Source organism: Thermostichus sp. MS-CIW-15 (assembly GCF_054060575.1).
Genome location: NZ_JBSSDI010000015.1, coordinates 51,302 through 70,620 on the forward strand (window position 1 = coordinate 51,302; position 19,319 = coordinate 70,620).

At 60.8% G+C, this 19,319-nt stretch carries 18 protein-coding genes and 2 tRNA genes; 8 read left to right on the plus strand and 12 right to left on the minus strand.

Annotated features, from left to right (window positions below; translation table 11 throughout):
• Positions 1-227: 227 nt before the first annotated feature.
• A tRNA-Val gene (locus ACVW0R_RS07330) sits at positions 228-299 on the minus strand.
• A 294-nt stretch (positions 300-593) separates the two neighbouring features.
• Positions 594-1,790, minus strand: coding sequence for a metallophosphoesterase family protein (locus ACVW0R_RS07335; RefSeq protein ID WP_011431096.1), 1,197 nt, complete (start codon positions 1,788-1,790; stop codon positions 594-596).
• Between the two features lie 244 nt (positions 1,791-2,034).
• Between ACVW0R_RS07335 and ACVW0R_RS07340 the strand changes: the two genes are divergently transcribed.
• Positions 2,035-2,463, plus strand: coding sequence for a Fur family transcriptional regulator (locus tag ACVW0R_RS07340; RefSeq protein WP_011431097.1), 429 nt, complete (start codon positions 2,035-2,037; stop codon positions 2,461-2,463).
• Positions 2,464-2,528: 65 nt separating this feature from the next.
• On the opposite strand, the gene ACVW0R_RS07345 is transcribed toward ACVW0R_RS07340, so the two are convergent.
• The 3 genes from ACVW0R_RS07345 to ACVW0R_RS07355 form a co-directional block, all read right to left on the minus strand.
• Positions 2,529-4,634 carry a thioredoxin domain-containing protein gene (locus ACVW0R_RS07345; RefSeq protein ID WP_099834785.1) on the minus strand — a complete coding sequence of 702 codons (2,106 nt, stop codon included), beginning with the start codon at positions 4,632-4,634 and terminating at the stop codon, positions 2,529-2,531.
• A gap of 122 nt (positions 4,635-4,756) precedes the next feature.
• Positions 4,757-5,260 (minus strand): GNAT family N-acetyltransferase, encoded by a 504-nt coding sequence (locus ACVW0R_RS07350; RefSeq protein ID WP_099813335.1) that lies wholly within the window; start codon positions 5,258-5,260, stop codon positions 4,757-4,759.
• A 70-nt stretch (positions 5,261-5,330) separates the two neighbouring features.
• On the minus strand, positions 5,331-5,798 hold the full coding sequence (locus ACVW0R_RS07355; protein ID WP_011431100.1) for an SRPBCC family protein: 468 nt from the start codon (positions 5,796-5,798) through the stop codon (positions 5,331-5,333).
• Between the two features lie 294 nt (positions 5,799-6,092).
• Here ACVW0R_RS07355 and ACVW0R_RS07360 point away from each other — a divergent pair, with 294 nt between their 5' ends.
• Entirely contained in the window at positions 6,093-6,860 is a 768-nt protein-coding gene (locus ACVW0R_RS07360) for a DUF502 domain-containing protein (protein WP_457501874.1), read from the plus strand.
• Here the strand turns inward: ACVW0R_RS07360 and ACVW0R_RS07365 are convergent.
• Positions 6,857-7,189: a TIGR03792 family protein gene (locus ACVW0R_RS07365; RefSeq protein WP_099812882.1), complete on the minus strand. Its 333-nt coding sequence runs from the start codon at positions 7,187-7,189 to the stop codon at positions 6,857-6,859. The two genes, ACVW0R_RS07360 and ACVW0R_RS07365, sit on opposite strands and share 4 nt — an antisense overlap.
• 24 nt (positions 7,190-7,213) lie before the next feature.
• Positions 7,214-8,548: a 3-phosphoshikimate 1-carboxyvinyltransferase gene (gene aroA / locus ACVW0R_RS07370; RefSeq protein ID WP_011431103.1), complete on the minus strand. Its 1,335-nt coding sequence runs from the start codon at positions 8,546-8,548 to the stop codon at positions 7,214-7,216.
• Positions 8,549-8,881: 333 nt separating this feature from the next.
• On the opposite strand from aroA, the gene rsmH reads away from it, so the two are divergent.
• Both rsmH and ACVW0R_RS07380 read left to right on the plus strand, forming a co-directional pair.
• The gene (gene rsmH / locus ACVW0R_RS07375) at positions 8,882-9,811 is read left to right on the plus strand and encodes a 16S rRNA (cytosine(1402)-N(4))-methyltransferase RsmH (protein WP_011431104.1); all 930 of its coding nucleotides are present in this window, start codon (positions 8,882-8,884) and stop codon (positions 9,809-9,811) included.
• Between the two features lie 104 nt (positions 9,812-9,915).
• On the plus strand, positions 9,916-10,446 hold the full coding sequence (locus tag ACVW0R_RS07380; RefSeq protein WP_414402489.1) for a hypothetical protein: 531 nt from the start codon (positions 9,916-9,918) through the stop codon (positions 10,444-10,446).
• On the opposite strand, the gene ACVW0R_RS07385 is transcribed toward ACVW0R_RS07380, so the two are convergent.
• Positions 10,443-11,186 (minus strand): response regulator transcription factor, encoded by a 744-nt coding sequence (locus ACVW0R_RS07385; RefSeq protein WP_099812881.1) that lies wholly within the window; start codon positions 11,184-11,186, stop codon positions 10,443-10,445. The genes ACVW0R_RS07380 and ACVW0R_RS07385 overlap by 4 nt on opposite strands.
• A gap of 130 nt (positions 11,187-11,316) precedes the next feature.
• On the minus strand, positions 11,317-12,177 hold the full coding sequence (locus tag ACVW0R_RS07390) for a prephenate/arogenate dehydrogenase (RefSeq protein WP_011431107.1): 861 nt from the start codon (positions 12,175-12,177) through the stop codon (positions 11,317-11,319).
• A 227-nt stretch (positions 12,178-12,404) separates the two neighbouring features.
• Between ACVW0R_RS07390 and ACVW0R_RS07395 the strand changes: the two genes are divergently transcribed.
• A complete protein-coding gene (locus tag ACVW0R_RS07395; protein ID WP_011431108.1) occupies positions 12,405-12,908 on the plus strand; it encodes a DUF6679 family protein in 504 nt (167 codons plus the stop codon).
• A gap of 47 nt (positions 12,909-12,955) precedes the next feature.
• Here ACVW0R_RS07395 and ACVW0R_RS07400 read toward each other — a convergent pair whose 3' ends face one another.
• Entirely contained in the window at positions 12,956-13,711 is a 756-nt protein-coding gene (locus ACVW0R_RS07400; RefSeq protein WP_011431109.1) for a segregation/condensation protein A, read from the minus strand.
• 177 nt (positions 13,712-13,888) lie between these two features.
• Between ACVW0R_RS07400 and ACVW0R_RS07405 the strand changes: the two genes are divergently transcribed.
• Positions 13,889-13,960 (plus strand) — tRNA-Val (locus tag ACVW0R_RS07405).
• A gap of 210 nt (positions 13,961-14,170) precedes the next feature.
• Positions 14,171-14,620 (plus strand): hypothetical protein, encoded by a 450-nt coding sequence (locus ACVW0R_RS07410; RefSeq protein ID WP_041438520.1) that lies wholly within the window; start codon positions 14,171-14,173, stop codon positions 14,618-14,620.
• 58 nt (positions 14,621-14,678) lie between these two features.
• On the opposite strand, the gene ACVW0R_RS07415 is transcribed toward ACVW0R_RS07410, so the two are convergent.
• Positions 14,679-15,767 carry a PQQ-dependent sugar dehydrogenase gene (locus ACVW0R_RS07415; protein ID WP_011431110.1) on the minus strand — a complete coding sequence of 363 codons (1,089 nt, stop codon included), beginning with the start codon at positions 15,765-15,767 and terminating at the stop codon, positions 14,679-14,681.
• Between the two features lie 546 nt (positions 15,768-16,313).
• On the opposite strand from ACVW0R_RS07415, the gene ACVW0R_RS07420 reads away from it, so the two are divergent.
• Complete coding sequence (locus ACVW0R_RS07420; protein ID WP_457501875.1) at positions 16,314-18,683, plus strand: glycoside hydrolase family 31 protein; 2,370 nt, start codon at positions 16,314-16,316, stop codon at positions 18,681-18,683.
• On the opposite strand, the gene ACVW0R_RS07425 is transcribed toward ACVW0R_RS07420, so the two are convergent.
• The gene (locus tag ACVW0R_RS07425; protein WP_011431112.1) at positions 18,680-19,147 is read right to left on the minus strand and encodes a peroxiredoxin family protein; all 468 of its coding nucleotides are present in this window, start codon (positions 19,145-19,147) and stop codon (positions 18,680-18,682) included. The genes ACVW0R_RS07420 and ACVW0R_RS07425 overlap by 4 nt on opposite strands.
• Positions 19,148-19,319 lie beyond the last annotated feature (172 nt).

The window sequence follows — 19,319 nt, forward strand, 5'->3', positions numbered from 1 at the left end:
CAAAAGTCATTGAGAGGGATATAGTAGACCAAGTTTCCCCCTGATCCTTGAGTCCACCGCAACGGTTGCCGGGAAGTGAAGGGGGAAAGCGCTCGGGGGGTATTCCTCAGGGCTTTGCGGGATACCGCCTTCCTGCTCAGAGATAGGCAGGATGCGATCGCTTCTTTCCTGAACCATGTTCAGGAGAGTTCAGCGTGAATGTATCAGTCTTTGGGATCCTCTGACAATGGGCTGTGCTGGAATCGAACCAGCGGCTCCCACCGTGTCAAGGTGGTACTCTACCTCTGAGTTAACAGCCCTCGCTGAAGATGCGGCTGCGCATCTGCCCAAGGGTTGGAAATTGATGATATCACATCTGCAAGCCACTTCGAGGCCCACTCCTTGCCGCTCGGGGCTGCCAAGACGACGACTTCTATGGCCTTGTCCATCCCCTCCTACACTTGTGCCTGGCCCAGCGCAGGCGGGGATCCCATCTGCACAAGCGGCACTTCTCCCAGGTGTCGATACAGGACATTGTGCAGCAGCGCCATCTCTACCATCCGCAGAGGAGCTATCAGTCTTTTGCCGAGATGCAACGCTCCTGAGCTTAAGAGTCAGTCGTCGCGGCACAGGGATCCAATACGAGCTTGGCAGGTGGCGATTTCTTCGGGGGTGAGGTTATCCCAGTTAACATCGCGGCGCAGCACCAGGCCGTTGTGGCCGGTGATGAAGCGGGGCAGTTCGGCTTGGTCGATCACGCTCAGATCCCGCATGTGGTAGGTGGTGTAGTAGGTAACCTCCGGAGCGTCGAAGTCCACATCGATGAGGGTAAGGGTCTTGCGGGGGGGCAGGGGGCTATTCAGGAGGGGGCGGGGGCCGGAGCCGAGGATGCCGCAATGGAGCAGTTGCAGTTGCCCCTTGTGGCCGGGGTAGTAGCCGTGGTGGTGGCCGCTGATGTAAGTGTGGACGCGATATTTCTCCAGCAGGGCCCGTTTGGCGTCTGCCTCCAGCAGCACCTCTCCCGGATCGTCGCGTCCGACGGTAATCGCATAGAGAGGTAGGTGACCGATGACGATGCGCAACTTGGCCTTCTGGGCTCGTTCGCTGGCCAGCGCCGCTTCTGCCCAGGCCATCTGTTCCGGCGGGATGTAGTTGCAGGTGGCATCCCAAACTAAGTAAAACACCCCGTCTTTTTCGAAGGTGTAATAAAAGGGAAAGTCGCCTCGATCCACAAAATTCAAACCGGGATCGTGGGCCGGGTCGTTCCAAAACTCGCGGGCCAGATCCCGTTCTTTTTGGAAGAGAAAGCCCCCGCGCGTACTGCGGGCACAGGACGCATCGTGGTTGCCCAGCGTGAAGCCGTAGGGCAGTTTGGCAGCACGAAGCGGGCCGGCCACATGCCGGTCAAAGGCTGCCCACATGGCGCGGATGCGCTCCTCCGACAGGCGGGGATCTTGGCCAGCCACCATGTCCCCTCCCCCCAAGACGATATCCGGCTGGAAATAGGGGATGAGGCGGATGGCCCGATCCACCTCCGGGTCGTAGTCCACCGAGCCGTAGATGCCATTCAGGTCGCTGATCACCATCAGGCGCAGATCGCGGCGGGCTGGGATGTAAAGGCCCCGGGGAGCTTCCGGATGGGGGACAACTGTGGGCGTAGGCCGAGGGGTAGGAGGCGGGGAAGCAGGGGATCCCATCTCTGCGGATAGAGGCACAGAAGCAGGGCGCTGCCGACTGGCCCAATAGGCCCCCACCAATCCACTGCTGCCGGCCAATCCCAACAGGCCTAAGATCATTTGGCGCCGCCGCATCCCGCTTCTCCTCAACACCCCAGCGATATTCGTAGATAGGCGATATCGTATTGTAAATAACTGAAGAAAATAACTGATAATTGACGCGCTCCCGTTGGCGCCCTTTCCTCCGCACACTGCCTGGACAGGTCGATGCCCGACGGAGATCTGGAGATCAGCCTTTGGAAACTTCGATTTAGGAATGTTAAACTAGTGTGAATGAGTAACCAGCTATCTCAGACTCGGTATGACTTGAGGTTTGCCCATGCCTCGCCCTGTGGATTCTTTGGAAGCTGCTTTGGAGCGATGCCGGGAGTGCAATCTGCGCCTCAGCCGGCAGCGTCGCTATATTTTGGAACTGCTGTGGCAATGCGGCGAGCACCTTTCTGCCAGAGAGATCTACGACCGCCTCAATCGGCAGGGCAAGCCCATTGGCCACACATCCGTCTATCAAAATCTGGAGGCTCTGGCCAGCCACAACATCATCGAGTGCCTAGATCGCGCCGATGGGCGCCGCTACGGCAATCGTACCCATCCTCACAGCCATGTCAACTGCCTGGATAGCAACCGCATCCTGGACGTAGATGTGGAGCTGCCGCCGGAGCTGCTGGCCCAGGTAGAGCAGAAGACAGGCACTCGCATCCAGAGCTACCGCATTGAGTTCTATGGGGTGGAAAATCCCGGGGAAAGCTGAGCTGGCCAGCCAGTAGATTCTCGGGGGCGGGATCCCGAGTTCTTCTGGAAGAGGATGAGCCAATGTCAGTAGGCTCGGTTTTGCCCTTTGCCGATCTGCGACTGGATTTGCTCAAGAGAAGCGGCGGGGGCCAGACACTTGCTGCCCCAGCACACCAACCCCACAGCTCCTGCCGGCAACGGCTCGGCTGCGGTGGGCAGGGCAAAGACGGTGGTGGGCCAAGAGCGCTGTTGCAGCGCAGCAATGTGCTCCGCTTCTAGGGTTGCCTTTACCCAGTTGTTGTACCAATCCAGCCCGACGAACAAACTGGGGCAGACCCGCGGCTGGGTGCTCATGATGTGGGCAAAGGTTTTCAGGGCCTGTTCTGCCCGTTCCAGGTAGTCCAGATCTCCGGTGATGGCGGCCAGGCGCACCAGGTTAGCAACAGCCACCCCATTGGCTGCGGGGGTGGCGTTGTCCTGAAACTCCTTCTCCCGCACCAGCAGCTCCGGGGTGCTCTGGGCGTCGCTGACAAAGTATCCCCCCCTGGCCTCATCCCACAGTCGCGTGTCCATCTCCTGCTGCAGCCGAATGGCGGCCTCCAGCCAGTACTGGGAGCTGGGATCGCCTGTCCGCGGCAGGCAGGCCTGGTGCAAATCCAACAGGGCCTTGATCAGCAGAGCGTAATCTTCCGATTGGGCAGGTACCTGGGCTGTGCCATCGTAGTTCAACCGCAGCAGGGATCCCGTCTGGGGGTGGCGCTGCTGGCTGAGGATGAATTGGGCGGCCCGCAGGGCCAACCGCAGATAGTCCTCCTCGCCAAACACCTGGTAGGCCCGCGCCAGGCCGGAGATCATCAGGCCGTTCCAGGAGACGATCATCTTGGTGTCGGTGACCGGCGGAATGCGTCCTGGCCAAGATTGCCGGCGGGCCGATTGGGCATCTACTGCGAGCGGGAAGGGGGTTCTCCGCTCGGTGGAGCCGTAGCGAGCTCGAAACAAATGGGTCGTCAAAGCCGTTTCCACTTCCGGCGGCAGCTCCCCTCCTTGCCTGCGCTGTAGGACGATACAGCCGGGCCGATCGGGGAAATTGCCCCCCGGCGAGAGGAAGAAAGCCTGCTGCAGGGCGCGGAAGGTTTCTGCATCCAGCAGATCCTGCAGCTCCTGCCAGCGCCAGACGTAGAACTCGCCCTCCTCGGGCTCCGCATCCTCTGCTCGGGCAAAACTGTCGGCATCCTGGGCCGCGTAGAAATACCCGGCAGGGGCGGTCATCTCCCGCGCCACCCATTCCACCGTCAGGCGCACCGCCCGCTCGATGGCCGCATCCTGGATCCCGTGGGCCCACAGCTCGGAGAGAAACTCCAAGATCTGGCCGTTGTCGTAGAGCATTTTTTCAAAGTGGGGCACCGTCCAGGTGGGATCCACGGTGTAGCGGTGAAACCCGCCGGCCACATGGTCGAAGATCCCTCCTAACACCAAGGCCATCCCTCGCTCCTTGGCCCGTTCTAGCGCCGTCGGCGAGCCGGGGATCCCTTCTGGCGGGTCGAAGCGGGCCGAGCGCAACACCAACTGGGCGTAGGGCATCATGGGAAACTGCTGCACTGCCCCGGCGTTGGCCAGCAAGGGTTGGATTTTGGGGATCCCGGAGCGCAACAGGTCAGGGGGAATATGGTCTTCCGGCACCAGGTCGCTGAGGGTGGTCAGGGCCGCCAAGATTTGGCCCTTCATGTCCTCGATTTTGTCTTTTTCCTGGCGGTAAAACTGCAGGATGCGCTGCAGTACGGTCAGAAACCCCGGCCGGCCAAAGCGAGGCTCCACCGGAAAATAGGTGCCCGCGTAGAACGGCACCAGGTCGTCGGGCGTGAGGAAGACATTGAGGGGCCACCCCCCCTGCCCGCTCATGAGCTGCAGCGCCTGCATGTAGATGCTGTCTAGATCAGGCCGCTCCTCGCGATCCACCTTGATGGGCAAAAAATGGGCATTGAGGAAGGCGGCGATCTCCGGGTCGGAGAAGGCTTCCCCCTCCATGACGGTGCACCAGTGACAACTGGAGTAGCCGATGGACAGAAAAATCGGCTTGTCCTCGGCCCGGGCTTTCTCCAGGGCCTCCGGGATCCAAGGCCACCAATCCACCGGATTCTCGGCGTGCTTGCGCAGGTAAAGGCTGGAACACGTGGCGAGGCGATTGGCCATAGGTACACCCTCTCACCCTTTTTGCTTCAGGCTAGCGCGTCCTCTTCCCAAGGCGGAGCCAACCCACTGTTGTTCAAGATACACTGACCTACGCCTCCCCTTGCCCCAGGGATCCCTGTTGGTCAGACCTGCTCCTGTTCGGCAGCCGGGATCAAAAAATCCAGCGGACGCCCGTGCAAAACCAGCGTGGTGCTGGGGTTTTCCACAAAGCCAATGCGCTCGTAAAAGCCGCGCTGATGGGTGGTAAACAGGTAGATGCGCTCCACCGACTGCAGGTGGGGATGGCTGATCAGGGTTTCCACCAGCTTGCGCCCGATGCCCTGCCGTCGATACTCGTGATCGACCACGATGTCCCAGAGGACGGCCCGGTAAACCCCATCGGAGGTGGCGCGGCCAAAGCCAATCAGGCGCTCCCCGTCCCAGGCGCTGACCACCGGGTGGCTGTGGGCGATGGCCCGCTCCATCTCTTCCCGCCGGCGATTTTGGGCCCAAAAGGCGTTGCGGTTCAACAACACCAGGAGCTGATCCAGATCCAGATCTTGCCGCTCCAGGGAGAAGCGAATGTTGCGGTTGTCCACCGGTTGATGAGAAAAGGTGATGACAGGCTCGAGGGAGGGATCGGACATGAAGCAGACCTTGGGCAACGAAGATTGGCAACGGTTCACTGGGCAGCAGAAAACGGCAGCAAGATCGAGGCTAGCCAGCGGAGGCATTGTCGGCGGCCCGCCCTGCCTGCTCCAAAGCATAGGCTTTGAAGCGCTCCAAGTCCGCTTGAATCGTGCTCTCCACCACTTTGCCCACAAACAGGCCGTCCAAGATTTTGCCGAGGAGCCCCGGGATCTTGTAGGCCACCGACAGCTTGACAATAGTACTGCCCTTGCGATCGTAAAACCGCAGTGCCCCCCGATTGGGAAGCCCCTCCACCGATTGCCAGCCGATGTGCTGATGCTTCACCACCGTATGGGTGCGGGAGATCCAACTGAAGGTGAGGCCGCGCGTATCCAGTGTCCACCGCGACAGCTCCTGATCCAGCAGCTCCACCGAGCGGATCCACTTCATCCAGCGCGGCATGAGGGCGAGGTTGGCCCACAGCTCCCACACCTGCTCGATAGGAACCGGGACCTCCACCTGACAGGTGTGCTCTAACCAATCCGACTCTGACATAGGGCCTCCCACACGACATCCGGCAGAGATGAGGGAGCATCCTACGGCTTGACCACAAAGCCTCTAGGAGGGATCCCTGCCTTTACAAAATTTTATATCGACCTAAGATAACAATATCAGCTCAGCCGAGTTTGGGGCTTTGCGCTTTGGAGCAGCTCCAACCTCTCTCCAGGCAAGTTGCAGCTGATGCCCATGAGAGAGATGCAGAAGGCAGGTATCATGGTTGCCATCTGCAAGCTCCACTTGCATCGGCTCGGTGCGTCCACTTGTTTGACTCGACGGAACGATCTCACCATGATTTCCCAGTGGAAGCAGCATCTCAAGAACTACTTCGTGGCGGGGTTGCTGGTGGTGATCCCGTTGGCAACCACCATTTGGCTGACGGTGGAAGTGGCCACCTGGAGCATTGGCTTTTTGACCAGCATTCCCAAGCAGTTTAATCCCATCCAGGGGCTGCACCCGATTTTGATCAACCTCATCGATCTGGTGGTGGGCTTGCTGACGCCAATCCTGCTCATTTTGTTGATTGGCTTCATGGCCCGCAACATTGTTGGCCAGTGGCTGCTCAACCTAAGCGAGCAGTTGCTCCACGCCATCCCGATAGCGGGGCTGGTCTACAAAACCCTGAAGCAATTGGTTAGCGTTTTGTTTGCCCCCAACAACCAGCGCTTTCGACGGGTGGTGCTGGTGGAATATCCTCGGCCTGGGGTTTGGGCGTTAGCTTTTGTAACGGGCGTCATTCAAACTCCCATTCGACCGGATGGGCCGCAGCGCTCCCTCAGCCTGTTCGTGCCCACCACGCCCAACCCAACCACCGGCTGGTACGCCATCGTGCCGGAAGACCAGGTGGTGGAGGTGTTCATGCCGGTGGAGGATGCTTTTAAGATGCTCATCTCCGGCGGGATCGTGACCCCCGAGACCTTTGAGGCGGGTCTCAAACGGCGCGAAGGGGCTCTGGCGGTAACCATGCCCAGCCTGCGGGAGTTGGTGGAGCAGGAGCGGGCGGCAGCATCCACTAGGGCCGACTCAACGGCTGCCGAGGTGGGCTTTGAGGCTTCCTAGTTGGCCGCTTCCTCTGCTGGCAGGCCGGGCTGCCAGAGCTGGTATTCTTTGGCCTGCTCCAGGCGCACGTAGAAGGGCTGCATCTGCCGATCCAAGGCTTCCGCCTGCTCCGGGGGGAAAGCTTTCCAGGCGGCGCGGCTGGCCCAGCGGAGGATGAGGTGGACAAGTTCGGGATCCTCTACATCCAGCCAGACTTCTTTGCCCAAAAAGCCCGGCTGTTGGCGCAGGGCCGGCCCCCAAACCTGCTCGTCTTGTAGGATAAAGGCCCTCTGGCCACCGGGAGGAACGCGGAAGCAGAGGTGCTCGATGGCGATGGGCTGGTCTGACATTGGCAAAGGTTGGCTCTTGGCTGGCTAGGAGGCGGACGAAGGGTTGATCAGCCGCTGCAGGGTGGGAATGAAGTCGGGGTAGGAGATGCGGGCACAGTCGGCCCCTCGAAGGGTGGTGGATCCCTGGGCGGCCAGGGCAGCTACCATCAAGCTCATGGCGATGCGGTGGTCGGCGTGGCTATCCACCTCGGCCCCCTGCAGAGGGATCCCCCCTTTGATTTCCAGGCCGTCGGGATATTCGGTGACCTGGGCCCCCATCCGGCTGAGTTCCTGGGCGATGGCCGCCAAGCGGTCGCTCTCTTTAACCCGCAATTCCGCCGCATCGCGAATGACCGTAGTCCCCTCGGCAAAGGCTGCCGCCACCGCCAAAACCGGGATCTCATCGATGAGGGTGGGAATGAGATCGCCGGCAATGCTGCAACCCCGCAAACGGGCCGAGCGCACGCGCAGATCCCCCAGAGGCTCGCCGGCCACCTCCCGCCGCTTCTCAACCTGAATATCGGCCCCCATCTCCTGCAACACCTGCAGCACGCCGGTGCGCGTGGGGTTGAGACCCACATCCTGTAGCAGCAATTCGCTCTCGGGCACAATCGAGGCGGCCACCAGCCAGAAGGCTGCCGAGCTGATGTCCCCTGGCACCTGCACCGTCTGGCCCACTAGGCGGGATCCCCCCACCACCGCCACGGTTTTTGCCGCCACATCGACAGAGATCTCGGCGCCAAAGGCCCGCAACATCCGCTCCGAGTGGTCGCGGGAAAGGGCCGGCTCTGTAACCTGAGTAGTGCCTTCTGCCAACAGGCCCGCCAGCAGCAGGCAGGACTTTACCTGGGCCGAGGCCACGGGCGAGTGGTAGTGGATCCCCTTTAGGGATCCCCCCTGCACAGCCAGAGGTGCCAGGTTGCCCCCGGCCCGTCCCCAGATGTTGGCCCCCATCTGCCGCAGCGGCTCCACCACCCGTCCCATGGGCCGCGAGCGCAGGGAGCGATCCCCAGTGACAGCAAAAAAGCGACCCGCCTGGCCAGCCAGGATCCCCAACATCAGGCGGAGGGTGGTGCCGGAATTGCCGGCATCCAACACCTCTGCCGGCTCCTGCAGGCGATCCAAGCCCACCCCCTGGATGCGGACGCACTCGCTGTTGAGCTCTGGGATATCGGCCCCCAGGGCCCGAAAACAGGCTGCCGTACTGCGGGGATCCTCCCCCAACGACAGGCCGTGAATGACGGTTTCCCCTTCCGCCAGGGATCCCAGCATCAGGGCGCGGTGGGAGATGGACTTATCGCCTGGAATGCTCACTTGACCGCGCAGGCCGCGGGCGGGCGAGAGCGTCAGGATGTCGGCAGAAGAAGCGGTGGTCAGCACAGCAGCCGTAACACCAAACTAAAGAACAGACAAAGGCAAGAGCAGTCTTAATCATACGTTAGGCTGGAACCTGCCCTGCTCTTGCCGGCGGTCGGCCTTGCACCCAGATGATCCTGAACCACTGGAAGACAGCCCGTCTTTTGACGGCAGCCGACCCTATCCTCGAGGATGAGCTTAACAACATGGATTCCTCGGTCGGGGCCTGGCCTCGGCCTTTTTTTTGCAAGCCCTTACGTTGTGAATGCTAGCGTTTGATGGTACTAGAGTTGTCTACCGATCCTGCAATAGGTAAAGCTAGGAGCGGGGAAAGAATCAAAGCCACCCCCTGCGCCTATGGACTTGGCAAGAGCTGAGCTTGGGGAAATGCTTCTGTACCACCACGAGTCCGTTTTGACGGAGGCAGTGGTGGCCTACCTGCAACCCCAGCAGGGCGGCGCGTTTTTGGACGTGACGTTGGGAGGCGGTGGGCACAGCTTGGCGCTGCTGCAGAGGGGAGCGGATCGCGTGGTGGGGCTGGATCGCGATCCGACGGCTCTGCAGGCGGCCCAGGCGCGTCTGGCCGCAGCCGGGATCCCCGGCAATCGCCTCCAACTCTGGCACCTCAACTTTGCCGATTTCGACCTGCAGCGGCACGGCTTTCGGGATGAGCGAGGGCAGGGGATCCCTTTCGATGGCATCGTAGCCGACCTCGGGGTGAGCTCGCCCCAACTGGACTGCCCCGAGCGGGGCTTTAGCTTTCGCGCCGAGGGGCCGCTCGATATGCGCATGGATCCCACTGCCGATCAGGAAACGGCTGCCGACTGGGTCAACCGCCGCCCCGTCGAGGACTTGATCGACATTTTCGTTCGCTATGGCGAGGAGCGCTTTGCCCGCCGCATCGCCCACCACATCGAACGCTCCCGCCCCCTTTTCACCACCACCCAACTGGCCCACGTAGTCTGGCAGGCGGTGCCGCCGGCGGCAAGACGGGGCCGCATCCACCCGGCCACGCGGATCTTTCAGGCCCTGCGCATTGCCGTGAACCGAGAACTGGAAGCCCTGGAAACCCTGCTGGCCCAGGCTCCCAATTGGCTAAAACCCGGCGGCAGGTTGGCCGTGATCAGCTTTCATAGCCTGGAAGATCGCCTGGTGAAATGGGCCTTTCGTACGGATCCCCGCTGGCAGGTGCTCACCCCCAAACCCCTGTGCCCTTCCGAGCTGGAGCAGCAACGCAATTCCCGCGCCCGCTCCGCCAAACTGCGAGTGGCTGCCCGCAGCAGCTAAGTTGCCGCCCTGCCCCCCTGGAGGCCCTCTGAGGTGCGTGGAGATCGGATAGAGTGGGGCCCAGTTGGCAGCAATTTCTTGGTGTGGGTGAGGTGCAAACCCCTATGGTCAGCCAGCCTTTGAACGCGAGCCGTGGCCGCAGTTTTCTCCCTGTCCAGCGCAAAACCGCGACCTTGGCCCCTCGTTCCCATCTAAGGACTACCCCGCCCCTCCCCGCCGGCAAAGTCAGAACCCGTCGCCCCCAACCCTCGAAATCAGCCTATCCCCATAGCCGGGATCCCGCCTGGAGAGAGCACCTGATCTGGTGGAAGCAGATCTCCACGGGCATGGCCATCGTCTCGGGGTTGTCAGTGCTGAGTGTGTACAGTTGGACGGTGCATACCCAAAGCCGATGGAGCCAGCGCTACCAAGTGTGGCAGCAGATGCAGCGCAACGAACGACAGTTTCTCCTCACCCAAGAGTCCATCGCCAATTCCTTGCGGGAAATCGCCGATCGCTCCGACATGGTGCCTCTGGTACCGGAGCGGATGATCGAGGTGCCAATTGCCCTCCCCAGTTCTGGGCAGGGGCAGAGCAAAGCCAAGCCTCTGGAGGCATCCGAGCAAGCCCCTCCTTTTTACCCGGTTGGATACTAATCCAAAGGCTCTAGGCGGTAGCGGCTGAGCCAGTGATCCAAGTGCACCTCCTCCTCATCCAGGAGTTGGGCGTTGATCAGACCCCGCTTGAAGGCAAGGCGAATGGCGCGGGCCCGCAAGCTAAAAGTTGTGCCCCACTCCTCGCTCTCAATTTGGTCGTTGCTCACCTCAAGCTTGTCGTAGAGATTGCGCAGACGATTGGTCACCCCTCGCCGCGACAAAAACCGCCGTGCGGCAATAGCTTGATCGGTGAGGCCGAGGGCAATATCGATCAACACCTCGTACTCAGCATCGCTGAGGCCGGTAATTTTGTTTTGCGAACGGGAATCGACCCCCCGCACCTCCCGATCGATCACGCATTGCTCATCCTGCACCACGGCCTGGATGGCACTGACCAATTTTTCGTCGGTGCAATTCTTCAGGAGATAGCCGTAGACAGTTTGCGGCGGCACGATCTTGTGCAGTTCCCGCACATAAACCTCATCGGCAAAGTGGGACCAAAAGATGATGCGCGTACTGGGTTGCTCCGACCAAACTTGTCGAGCCACCTCGATCCCGCTCATCTCGGGCATGCGGATGTCCAACAACAGGAAGTTGGGACGGTGCTGACGGTAGAGCTCCAATGCCTCTCTGCCGTTGGAGGCCATGTACACCGGGCCAAACTGAGGCAGATGCTGCATCAGCAGGCTGTGCACATGTTGGCGGTAAAGGGTGTCATCTTCAGCAAGGAGGGTGCTCACAGGCCTTGATCGCTAGTCGACCTACTCTATATGTTTCCTACCCTAGAAATCTCTGCGAAGGAAGACAAGGCACTAATGAGCAGTGGCAAAGTCGAGCCAGCGATCCCCTACGGCAGCTACAGGTAGCCCCTCAGGACGGTATTTGATTGACCCGGAACTGTTGCCATTCTTGGCGGGTTCGTTGCAGCATCTGTAGCAGCTCCTCCCACCGTTCGCCTTCGATCAGCCGCTCTATTTTCCCCAACTGGACTTGATAGCCACGCAGGGCGGCCAGGAGCGCCTGTCGGTTGTGACGGGCCATCTCCAGCCCCAACTGCGGGATCCCGCCACCGACACGGCTGGTATCTCGGAACCCGCTGCTGGCCAGGGTGCGAGCCAACTCCAGAATGTCGGGATCCTCCTCTTGGCCGACAGCAGCGATCAAGCCGGCGCCGATCATGACCGGCAAATGGCTGATCCAGGCCACCGCCTGGTCGTGGCGTTTCGGATCGGCCAGGACAACTTCTGCACCGACCGCTGTCACCAGTTCTTTCATCGCCTCGATCGCCTGCGGCTGCGTCTGGGGGAGGGGAGTGAGTACATAGGGCCGCCCCAGAAACAAGCTGGCTTCCGCCGCCTGGATGCCCTGCAACGTCTTGCCGGCCATCGGGTGCCCTCCAACAAACAGCGGCCACAATTCCGTTGCCGGAGCAACAATCGGTTGTTTCACCGAGCCGACATCGCTCACCACCGTCTGCGGCGATAGATGGGGCACCAAGGCCGCCAGCGTGACCAATACCTGCTCCAGGGGGGTGCAGATCACCACCACCTGGGGATCGAAATCAGCCAACTGAGCCAAATCGGTTCCACAGCCCTGCAGCGCTCCCCGTTCCAGCACCGCCTGACAGGTGGCCCGATTGCGGCTGATCCCCCAGACGGGATAACCCTCTTCGCTGAGTTTGAGGGCCAGGGATCCGCCAATCAACCCCAACCCGACAATGGCAATGCGCATGGTTTTCCGTATCTATGGTTACTATTAAGTACTCTGAAACGGCTTGGGGCATGGAGAGACGGCCTTTCCGGATCCCTTCTAGATTAAAACCAGATTAAAGCCAGATTAAAGGCTCCATCCCGCCGCGCAAAAAGCATACAGCGGAGGGATCCAGCAGCTAAGATGGAAGGATGAACTGGGTAACCCCCACAACAGTTCGCCCGGATCTTTCATCTCAGGAGGGGACCGTGCTTCATCGTAGGATCTATCAACTCAGCCGCGAAGGCAAGGATGTGTGGATCTACCTGCGCGATCAGGGACGCTGGCTGGAACGAGCCAAGATCCTCGATATCGAAGGGGATACCATCCTGGTTCGCTACGAAACGGAAGACGAAGAGGAGATTTGCTCCTGGGAGGAGATGATTCGTTTGGAGAGCATCGGAGCTGTTGCCCAGCGCCTTTCCTCCATCCCGAAAGGGGTGCTCAGCACCTCGGATTTGCTCATTTCCGAGGATTGTCCTCCTGCTGAGTTACTGCATTCTCCCTCTTCGCCTCGCGCCACAGAGCCCCTCAGCGAAGAGCATGCCGGCAGCGAGCGCCTTGAAGAGTATTACCTGGATCGGGAAACCTCTGCCGTCCGTGACGGCGAAGCGGAGTCTTTGCTGCCCCTGCGCCTGAACGGAGAAGACCTCAAACGGGCGGATCGGGCCCGAAACGATGTGGAAGGCCAGCGGGAGGGCAACCACGACTGAGCCGCAGTCTTCATGGAAAGCGGCAGAAAGGGATCCCTGGGTAGGATCTATTCTAGGAGGGATCCCCTACGGCAGGGACGAATGGTCAAGGGGCCGTAGAACTCCTCCTGGTAAAGCTCAACCTGCGAGCGAGAAGCCATTAGCAATAGCGACCAGAACACCTGAATCGGGTGGGAAGCCCCGCCACTGCCTTTTAGAGCGCTTTCTTGGCAAAAGTATTGCTGCAGGTCGTCAAAGCTGATTTGGGCGAGACCCTGCTGCCAAAGTTGGGCAAGCAGAGATTCCAGCTCGGCGGCGGTCTCTACGAGGTTTTCTGGGTGGGCCAACTGAGCGACTGCTGATAGCGCTTGCTTGCGAGAAACCCGTTGAGCCAGGGGCCTTGAGGCAGGCTCAAGGCGCTGTTCCAGCAAGGTCTCCAGCTCCTGCAGGTGGCCGATTAGTTCTTTGAGGGTGATGGGCCGAGTCCGACTCGGGCGGGGCACGGCCCTGGGTTGCAACACGCGATCCAGTTGGGCCGACGACCAACTCAGCCAGGGATCCTCCTCCACCTGCACCGGGTTGGTCTCCTCACTTTCTTCGTCTTCCGGCTTCGACAGCGCCATCGCCTTGAGATAGACCAACATAGCGGCATGGAGAAAAGCCTGTCCCGACTCCGACAGGTCATGGCTGCTGGCAGTGGGAGCCATACGGGCTAAAAACCGATCGATGACGTCGATAACCTGCACATCCCACGGGTTAATCTCGCCCCGTTCCGCCAAATCGATAAGCAAAGCAATTGCCTCTTCAGTCGGTGAGTAGGCCATAGTGCCCCTAGCCTCTGTCCCTCACTGTAGCCCCCAAGCGGGATCCCGGCCATCTCCAGCCGGATTCAAACCTCCAGCTCAACTTCTCAAGCCAACCGGCTGTGCAGAGGCGGCGCGATCGTGTAAGAATCGTGTAAGATAGTAGTCCAGCTCTAGCAGTTGCTAGAGTGAGAGTAAGGGCGGTTAGCACAGTGGTAGCGCACTTCCTTCACACGGAAGGGGTCACAAGTTCGAATCTTGTACCGCCCATAGGATTTGACCTTTAGCAGACAGAGCTCCCCCTTCTCCTGCTGGGTGCTGCTTCTGTCTACAGGCTCCCCCGCCTTTGCTGGGGAGCCACCGCTTATCGGCAACGAGGACAGACAGCTTCCTCCCTGCCCTTAGGCAGGTGCTTCAATCGGGGTAGGCTGGGAAGATGCAGGGCTCCCCTGACTATAACCAAAAGCCAGGAGATGCTGCATGAGTCCCTTCACCAACCCTCCTCAATCATTGACTGCCGGCGAGTTTTTATCTCACTTAGAGGAGATAACAGGAGCCTACAAAGTCAAGACGTCTATTATCACCTTTTACAGCAGAATTTGGAGCCAAGCATTCGATCTCAAGTTTTCCAAGGGTCAGTGGGTTTTCGGGTACAGCCCCTACTGGAGAGCGCTTCTGGAAGCCAAGCTCCAAACCAGCGAATACTATCCAATATCTTGCGTTGTTAGGACCTTCACTGACGAAAAACACAAGCGCAAGGCCCCAAATGGCAAAACCGTCTTGATCCCGACCAAAGAGCTAAGGATGTTCTTTCTTCCCGCTCCAGGTCAGGTTATTAAGCTAACTCCAGAGGAATGCTTTGCCTGTCACCATACGGACTCCCAAACAGGAGAGCCACTCCCCCTTGAGCAAGATGTCAAGTTCTTGTAGTGGCGGCAGTGGGAGTTAGAAACTCTGCCGGGGCTGGGGCCATGTAGCTTAACCCCAATCAAGAGCTTGGCTGCAAGCGCAACAGGGATCCGTTGGGGGCATCCGTCAGCAGGTAAAGCAAGCCATCCGGCCCCTGGCGCACATCCCGGATACGGCCAACCGCCCCTTCCAGAAGGCGCTCTTCTGCCACAACGCGATCCCCATCCAGCACCAAGCGCGCCAGGTGTTGCCCGGCCAGCGCTCCCACGAATAGGTTGCCTCGCCATTCGGGGAAAGCCTCTCCTGTGTAGAAAGTCATGCCAGAAGGGGCAATGGAGGGGGTCCAGTGCAGCAGCGGCGAAGCCAATCCAGGAGCTGCCGCCAGTCCTTGACCAACCGGTTCGCCGCTGTACTCCCGACCATGGGTAATCAGGGGCCAGCCGTAGTTGATGCCGGGGGCCAAGATGTTGATCTCGTCCCCACCTTGCGGCCCATGTTCGTGCGTCCAAATGGCTCCTGTATCGGGGTGGCGGGCCATTCCCTGAATGTTGCGGTGGCCGTAGGTAAAAATTTGCGGCAAAGCCCCCGCTTGATTCACGAAAGGATTGTCCGCCGGGATCCCGCCTGTATCCGTAACGCGCAACACCTTGCCAGCAGCATCCCCCAGATCCTGAGCCCGATCCCGCTCGCCGCGGTCGCCGGTGCTGATGTAGAGAAACCCTTCTTCGTCAAAGGCCAGGCGGGAGCCGAAGTGCTGTTGGGCAGGCGTCTTGCGCTCCATGTCAAAGATCACTTCCAGATCCTGGAGTCCCTTCTCCCCCAGGCGGGCCCGCGCCACCCGCGTCCCCCCGCCGCCCGGCCCAGGAGCCGCATAGGACAGGTAAATCCAGCCGTTCTCCGCGTAGTTGGGGTGCAAGGCGATATCCAGCAGCCCTCCCTGGCCGCGGGCAAACACCTCCGGCACCCCGGCAATGGGCTGGGGATCCAACCCCTGCTCGGTAACTCGGCGCAGCCGGCCCGGACGTTCGGTAACCAGGATGGTGCCATCCGGCAGAAAGGCCATTCCCCAGGGATGCTCCAGCCCGCTTGCCAACGTCACCACCCGAAAGCGCTGCTGGCTTTTGGCTCTGGGCAGAGCTTGGGCGTGATCCCCCTGTTGCAGGGACATGACCGTTTCCGGGCTAACCGGGTAGGCCCCCACGGCAGCAGGGACAAATACCCCTCCCAAAAGCAACAAGGAGAGGAGTGGTATCGCCGGGATCCGCATGGCCATTGCCGCCTCGTTTTCGCGATGGATTTTGAGGTCTGAGCTAGCCGATCATTGCTGCTGCTGATACATTCACGCTGAACTCTCCTGAACATGGTTCAGGAAAGAAGCGATCGCATCCTGCCTATCTCTGAGCAGGAAGGCGGTATCCCGCAAAGCCCTGAGGAATACCCCCCGAGCGCTTTCCCCCTTCACTTCCCGGCAACCGTTGCGGTGGACTCAAGGATCAGGGGGAAACTTGGTCTACTATATCCCTCTCAATGACTTTTGCCAAACCGCTTAAAGCTCAGTAAATTCAGCAAAGTTCAGGGTTTTGAGGGTTAGAGGCATGCTCTTCACAAAAAGATGTACCGATGGGAGCAAAGTTGGCTGCGCACAAGAGTGGGGAGCTCCCTGTTCCCTTGCGGCCTTGGGTTAGCCTTGAGGGCGGCGATCTGTCCCCAACCCATGCTGGAACCCGGCGAGATCTTCGGCCAATTCCCCGCCCGCCCACCCCAGCGGCAAACCTGCGGATCCCTGCAGGAACTCCAGATCCATCCCAGAGGGATCCAATTGCTCTGCAGGCAGGGCTGCTGGTCTGTGCAGGTGCTCACCCCTCGTCTGCTGCGGCTGCGCTTTAGCCCCAGCGGCGAGTTCTTGCCCCGCCGCTCTTGGGATGTGGCTCTGGCGGATGAAGAGTGGCCGCCGGCTTTTTTTGAGCTGCAGGAAAGCCCCACCCAAGTTCACCTAGCCACCTCTCAGGTGCAACTGCAGATCGACCGGGATCCCCTCCGCTTTAGCTTTCGCGATCCCCAAGGCCAGGTCTTTTGTGCCGATCTCCCCGCCGGCCTCAGTTGGGGATCCGATGACATCCGCCTGGTCAAATCCCTCCACCCCGCCGAGCGCATCTACGGCCTGGGAGAACGGGCTGGCCTGCTCAACAAGCGGGGCCGGCGCTACAGCCACTGGACCCACGACTGCTGGGGCTACGACGCCCAGAGCGACAACCTCTATCTGGCCATTCCCTTCGCCCTGGTTCTACGTCCTGGCCTCTCCTACGGCCTTTTTCTGCACTGCACCCACTGGAGCCAGTTCGACCTGGGCCAGGCGGATCCTAAACAGTGGGCCATCGAAGTGCGCGCCCCCGAGCTGGACTACTACCTCATCTACGGCCCCACCCCCGCCCTGGTGCTCCAGACCTACACCCAGCTCACCGGGCGAACCCCCCTGCCTCCTCTCTGGGCCCTCGGCTACCAGCAGTGTCGCTGGAGCTACGCCAGCGCCGCCCAGGTTCTGGCTGTCGCCAAGCAATTTCGCCAGCGCCAGATCCCCTGCGACGCCATCTACCTGGATATTGACTACATGCGCGGCTACCGGGTCTTTACCTGGGATCCCCGCCGTTTCCCTGAACCAGCCCAGCTCATGGCCCAGCTTCACGAAGCCGGCTTCCGAGGGGTAGCCATTGTCGATCCCGGCGTCAAGTTCGATCCCGAAGCTGACTACGCCGTCTTTGACGAGGGCCTGGCCCAGGACTTCTTCATTCGCCGCGCCGATGGCCACCTCTTCCACGGCTATGTTTGGCCGGGCAAAGTCCTCTTTCCCGACTTCTCGTGCCCCGAAGTGCGGCGGTGGTGGGGATCCTGGCAACGGGTTCTCACCCAAGCCGGTGTGGATGGCATCTGGAACGACATGAACGAGCCGGCCCTCAACGACCGCCCCTTCGGCGACGGCGGCCAGATCGTGGATATCCCCCCCGACGCCCCCCAAGGCCCTCCTGAGGAGCGCACCACCCACGCCGAGGTACACAACCTCTACGGCCTGCTCATGGCCCGCGCCTCCCGCGAGGGTCTAGAACAGCTCAACCCCGCCCGGCGCCCCTTTGTCCTCACCCGCTCCGGCTTTGCCGGGATCCAGCGCTGGGCTGCCGTCTGGACAGGCGACAACCAATCCTCCTGGGAACACCTGGAGATGTCCCTGCCCATGCTCCTCAACCTGGGCCTGTCGGGAGTTAGCTTTGTCGGGGCCGACATCGGCGGCTTCGGGGGCAATGCCACTCCTGAACTGTTTGCCCGCTGGATGCAAATGGGGATCCTCTACCCCCTCATGCGCGGCCACAGCGCCCTGGGCACCCGTCCCCACGAGCCCTGGAGCTTTGGCCCTGAGGTGGAAGCCATTGCTCGGCAGGCCATCCAGCTTCGCTACCGGCTTCTGCCCTACCTCTACAGCCTCTTCTGGGAGTCCAGCCAAACCGGCTCCCCCATCCTGCGCCCCCTGTTCTACGAATTTCCCGACGATCCCCAGACCTACGAGATCTCGGATCAAGCCCTGCTGGGATCCGCTCTTCTGGCTGCCCCCGTCGTCCGCCCCGGCGTCCGCTGCCGCGCCGTCTATCTCCCCGCAGGCACTTGGTTTGACTGGTGGACAGGCCAAGCCCAGCGCGGCCCCGGCTCCATCCTCGTCCCCGCCTCTCTGGAGCAGCTTCCCCTGTTTGTGCGCGGCGGCTCCATCCTTCCCCTGGCTCCTCCCTGCCAATCCACCGCCCACCTGCGCCGCGACCAGCTCCACCTCCGCCTCTATCCCGGCGACGGCAGTTTCACCCTCTACGAAGACGACGGCCAAACCCTCGCCTACCAAAGCGGCCATTGGGCCACCACCACTTTCTGCCTGCGCCAAGAAGCCCACCAGCTCATCCTGGAGATCCAGCCGCGCCAGGGCAGTTGGATCCCGCCCCAACGCAACTGGATCCTCGAGCCCCTCGGCCAGAGCCCGCTTATTTTGGCAGACAGCGGACAAGCCCAGCAGATTCGCCTGCCCACTCCAGAAGGATCCCGCCCCTAGCCCACTGCCCTCACCGCCTCCAGCAGTTCGCGGTTGTCCCGCTTGAAGATGGGCAGCCACTCCACATGCTGATAGCGCAGGATCCCTTGGCTGTCCACCACAAAATAGGCCCGCCGCGTCCCCAAAAAACTGTCTACCCCATAGAGCTGGCTCACCTTCCTATCCACATCGCTTAGGAGGGGAAACTCCAGCTTAAGCTGCTCGGCAAAAGCTTCGTGTCGAGAGAGGGGATCGCTACTGATGCCCAGGATCTCACACCCTGCCGCCCGAAAAGCTCCCCAATCCTCCCGAAAGCAGCGCATCTCGCTTGTGCACACCGGCGAGAAGTCCGCCGGGTAAAAAGCCAGCAACACCTTGCTCTTGCCTCGGTAGGCCCCCAGCGAAATCGTCGCCCCCTTCGGGATCCCTTTCCCCACTGCAGGCAGGTTGAAGTCAGGAGCTGCAGTCCCAATCACAATCCCCATAAAGCCGTCCGAAACCTTAAGATCCCCTCACCAGTCTAACGGCGAATCCGGATCCCTTGCTGCGTCTGGAGGGGTTATGGTGGGTGGTATTGACATATGGGTTGAGGTGGGGGTAAGGTAGTAAAGTGCCAGCAAGGCCACCGGCCACGGCGCGCCAGAACCTTGACAAGTA

What these genes read in the sequence shown, in the direction of transcription:
- ACVW0R_RS07410 (WP_041438520.1), top strand. Translation starts at nt 14,171, where the DNA reads ATGAGTCCCTTCACCAACCCTCCTCAATCATTGACTGCCGGCGAGTTT.
- ACVW0R_RS07360 (WP_457501874.1), top strand. Translation starts at nt 6,093, where the DNA reads ATGATTTCCCAGTGGAAGCAGCATCTCAAGAACTACTTCGTGGCGGGG.
- ACVW0R_RS07340 (WP_011431097.1), top strand. Translation starts at nt 2,035, where the DNA reads ATGCCTCGCCCTGTGGATTCTTTGGAAGCTGCTTTGGAGCGATGCCGG.
- ACVW0R_RS07365 (WP_099812882.1), bottom strand. Translation starts at nt 7,189, where the DNA reads ATGTCAGACCAGCCCATCGCCATCGAGCACCTCTGCTTCCGCGTTCCT.
- ACVW0R_RS07400 (WP_011431109.1), bottom strand. Translation starts at nt 13,711, where the DNA reads ATGGCCTACTCACCGACTGAAGAGGCAATTGCTTTGCTTATCGATTTG.
- ACVW0R_RS07415 (WP_011431110.1), bottom strand. Translation starts at nt 15,767, where the DNA reads ATGTCCCTGCAACAGGGGGATCACGCCCAAGCTCTGCCCAGAGCCAAA.
- ACVW0R_RS07420 (WP_457501875.1), top strand. Translation starts at nt 16,314, where the DNA reads ATGCTGGAACCCGGCGAGATCTTCGGCCAATTCCCCGCCCGCCCACCC.
- ACVW0R_RS07390 (WP_011431107.1), bottom strand. Translation starts at nt 12,177, where the DNA reads ATGCGCATTGCCATTGTCGGGTTGGGGTTGATTGGCGGATCCCTGGCC.
- ACVW0R_RS07425 (WP_011431112.1), bottom strand. Translation starts at nt 19,147, where the DNA reads ATGGGGATTGTGATTGGGACTGCAGCTCCTGACTTCAACCTGCCTGCA.
- ACVW0R_RS07350 (WP_099813335.1), bottom strand. Translation starts at nt 5,260, where the DNA reads ATGTCCGATCCCTCCCTCGAGCCTGTCATCACCTTTTCTCATCAACCG.
- rsmH (WP_011431104.1), top strand. Translation starts at nt 8,882, where the DNA reads ATGGACTTGGCAAGAGCTGAGCTTGGGGAAATGCTTCTGTACCACCAC.
- ACVW0R_RS07355 (WP_011431100.1), bottom strand. Translation starts at nt 5,798, where the DNA reads ATGTCAGAGTCGGATTGGTTAGAGCACACCTGTCAGGTGGAGGTCCCG.
- ACVW0R_RS07380 (WP_414402489.1), top strand. Translation starts at nt 9,916, where the DNA reads ATGGTCAGCCAGCCTTTGAACGCGAGCCGTGGCCGCAGTTTTCTCCCT.
- ACVW0R_RS07345 (WP_099834785.1), bottom strand. Translation starts at nt 4,634, where the DNA reads ATGGCCAATCGCCTCGCCACGTGTTCCAGCCTTTACCTGCGCAAGCAC.
- ACVW0R_RS07335 (WP_011431096.1), bottom strand. Translation starts at nt 1,790, where the DNA reads ATGCGGCGGCGCCAAATGATCTTAGGCCTGTTGGGATTGGCCGGCAGC.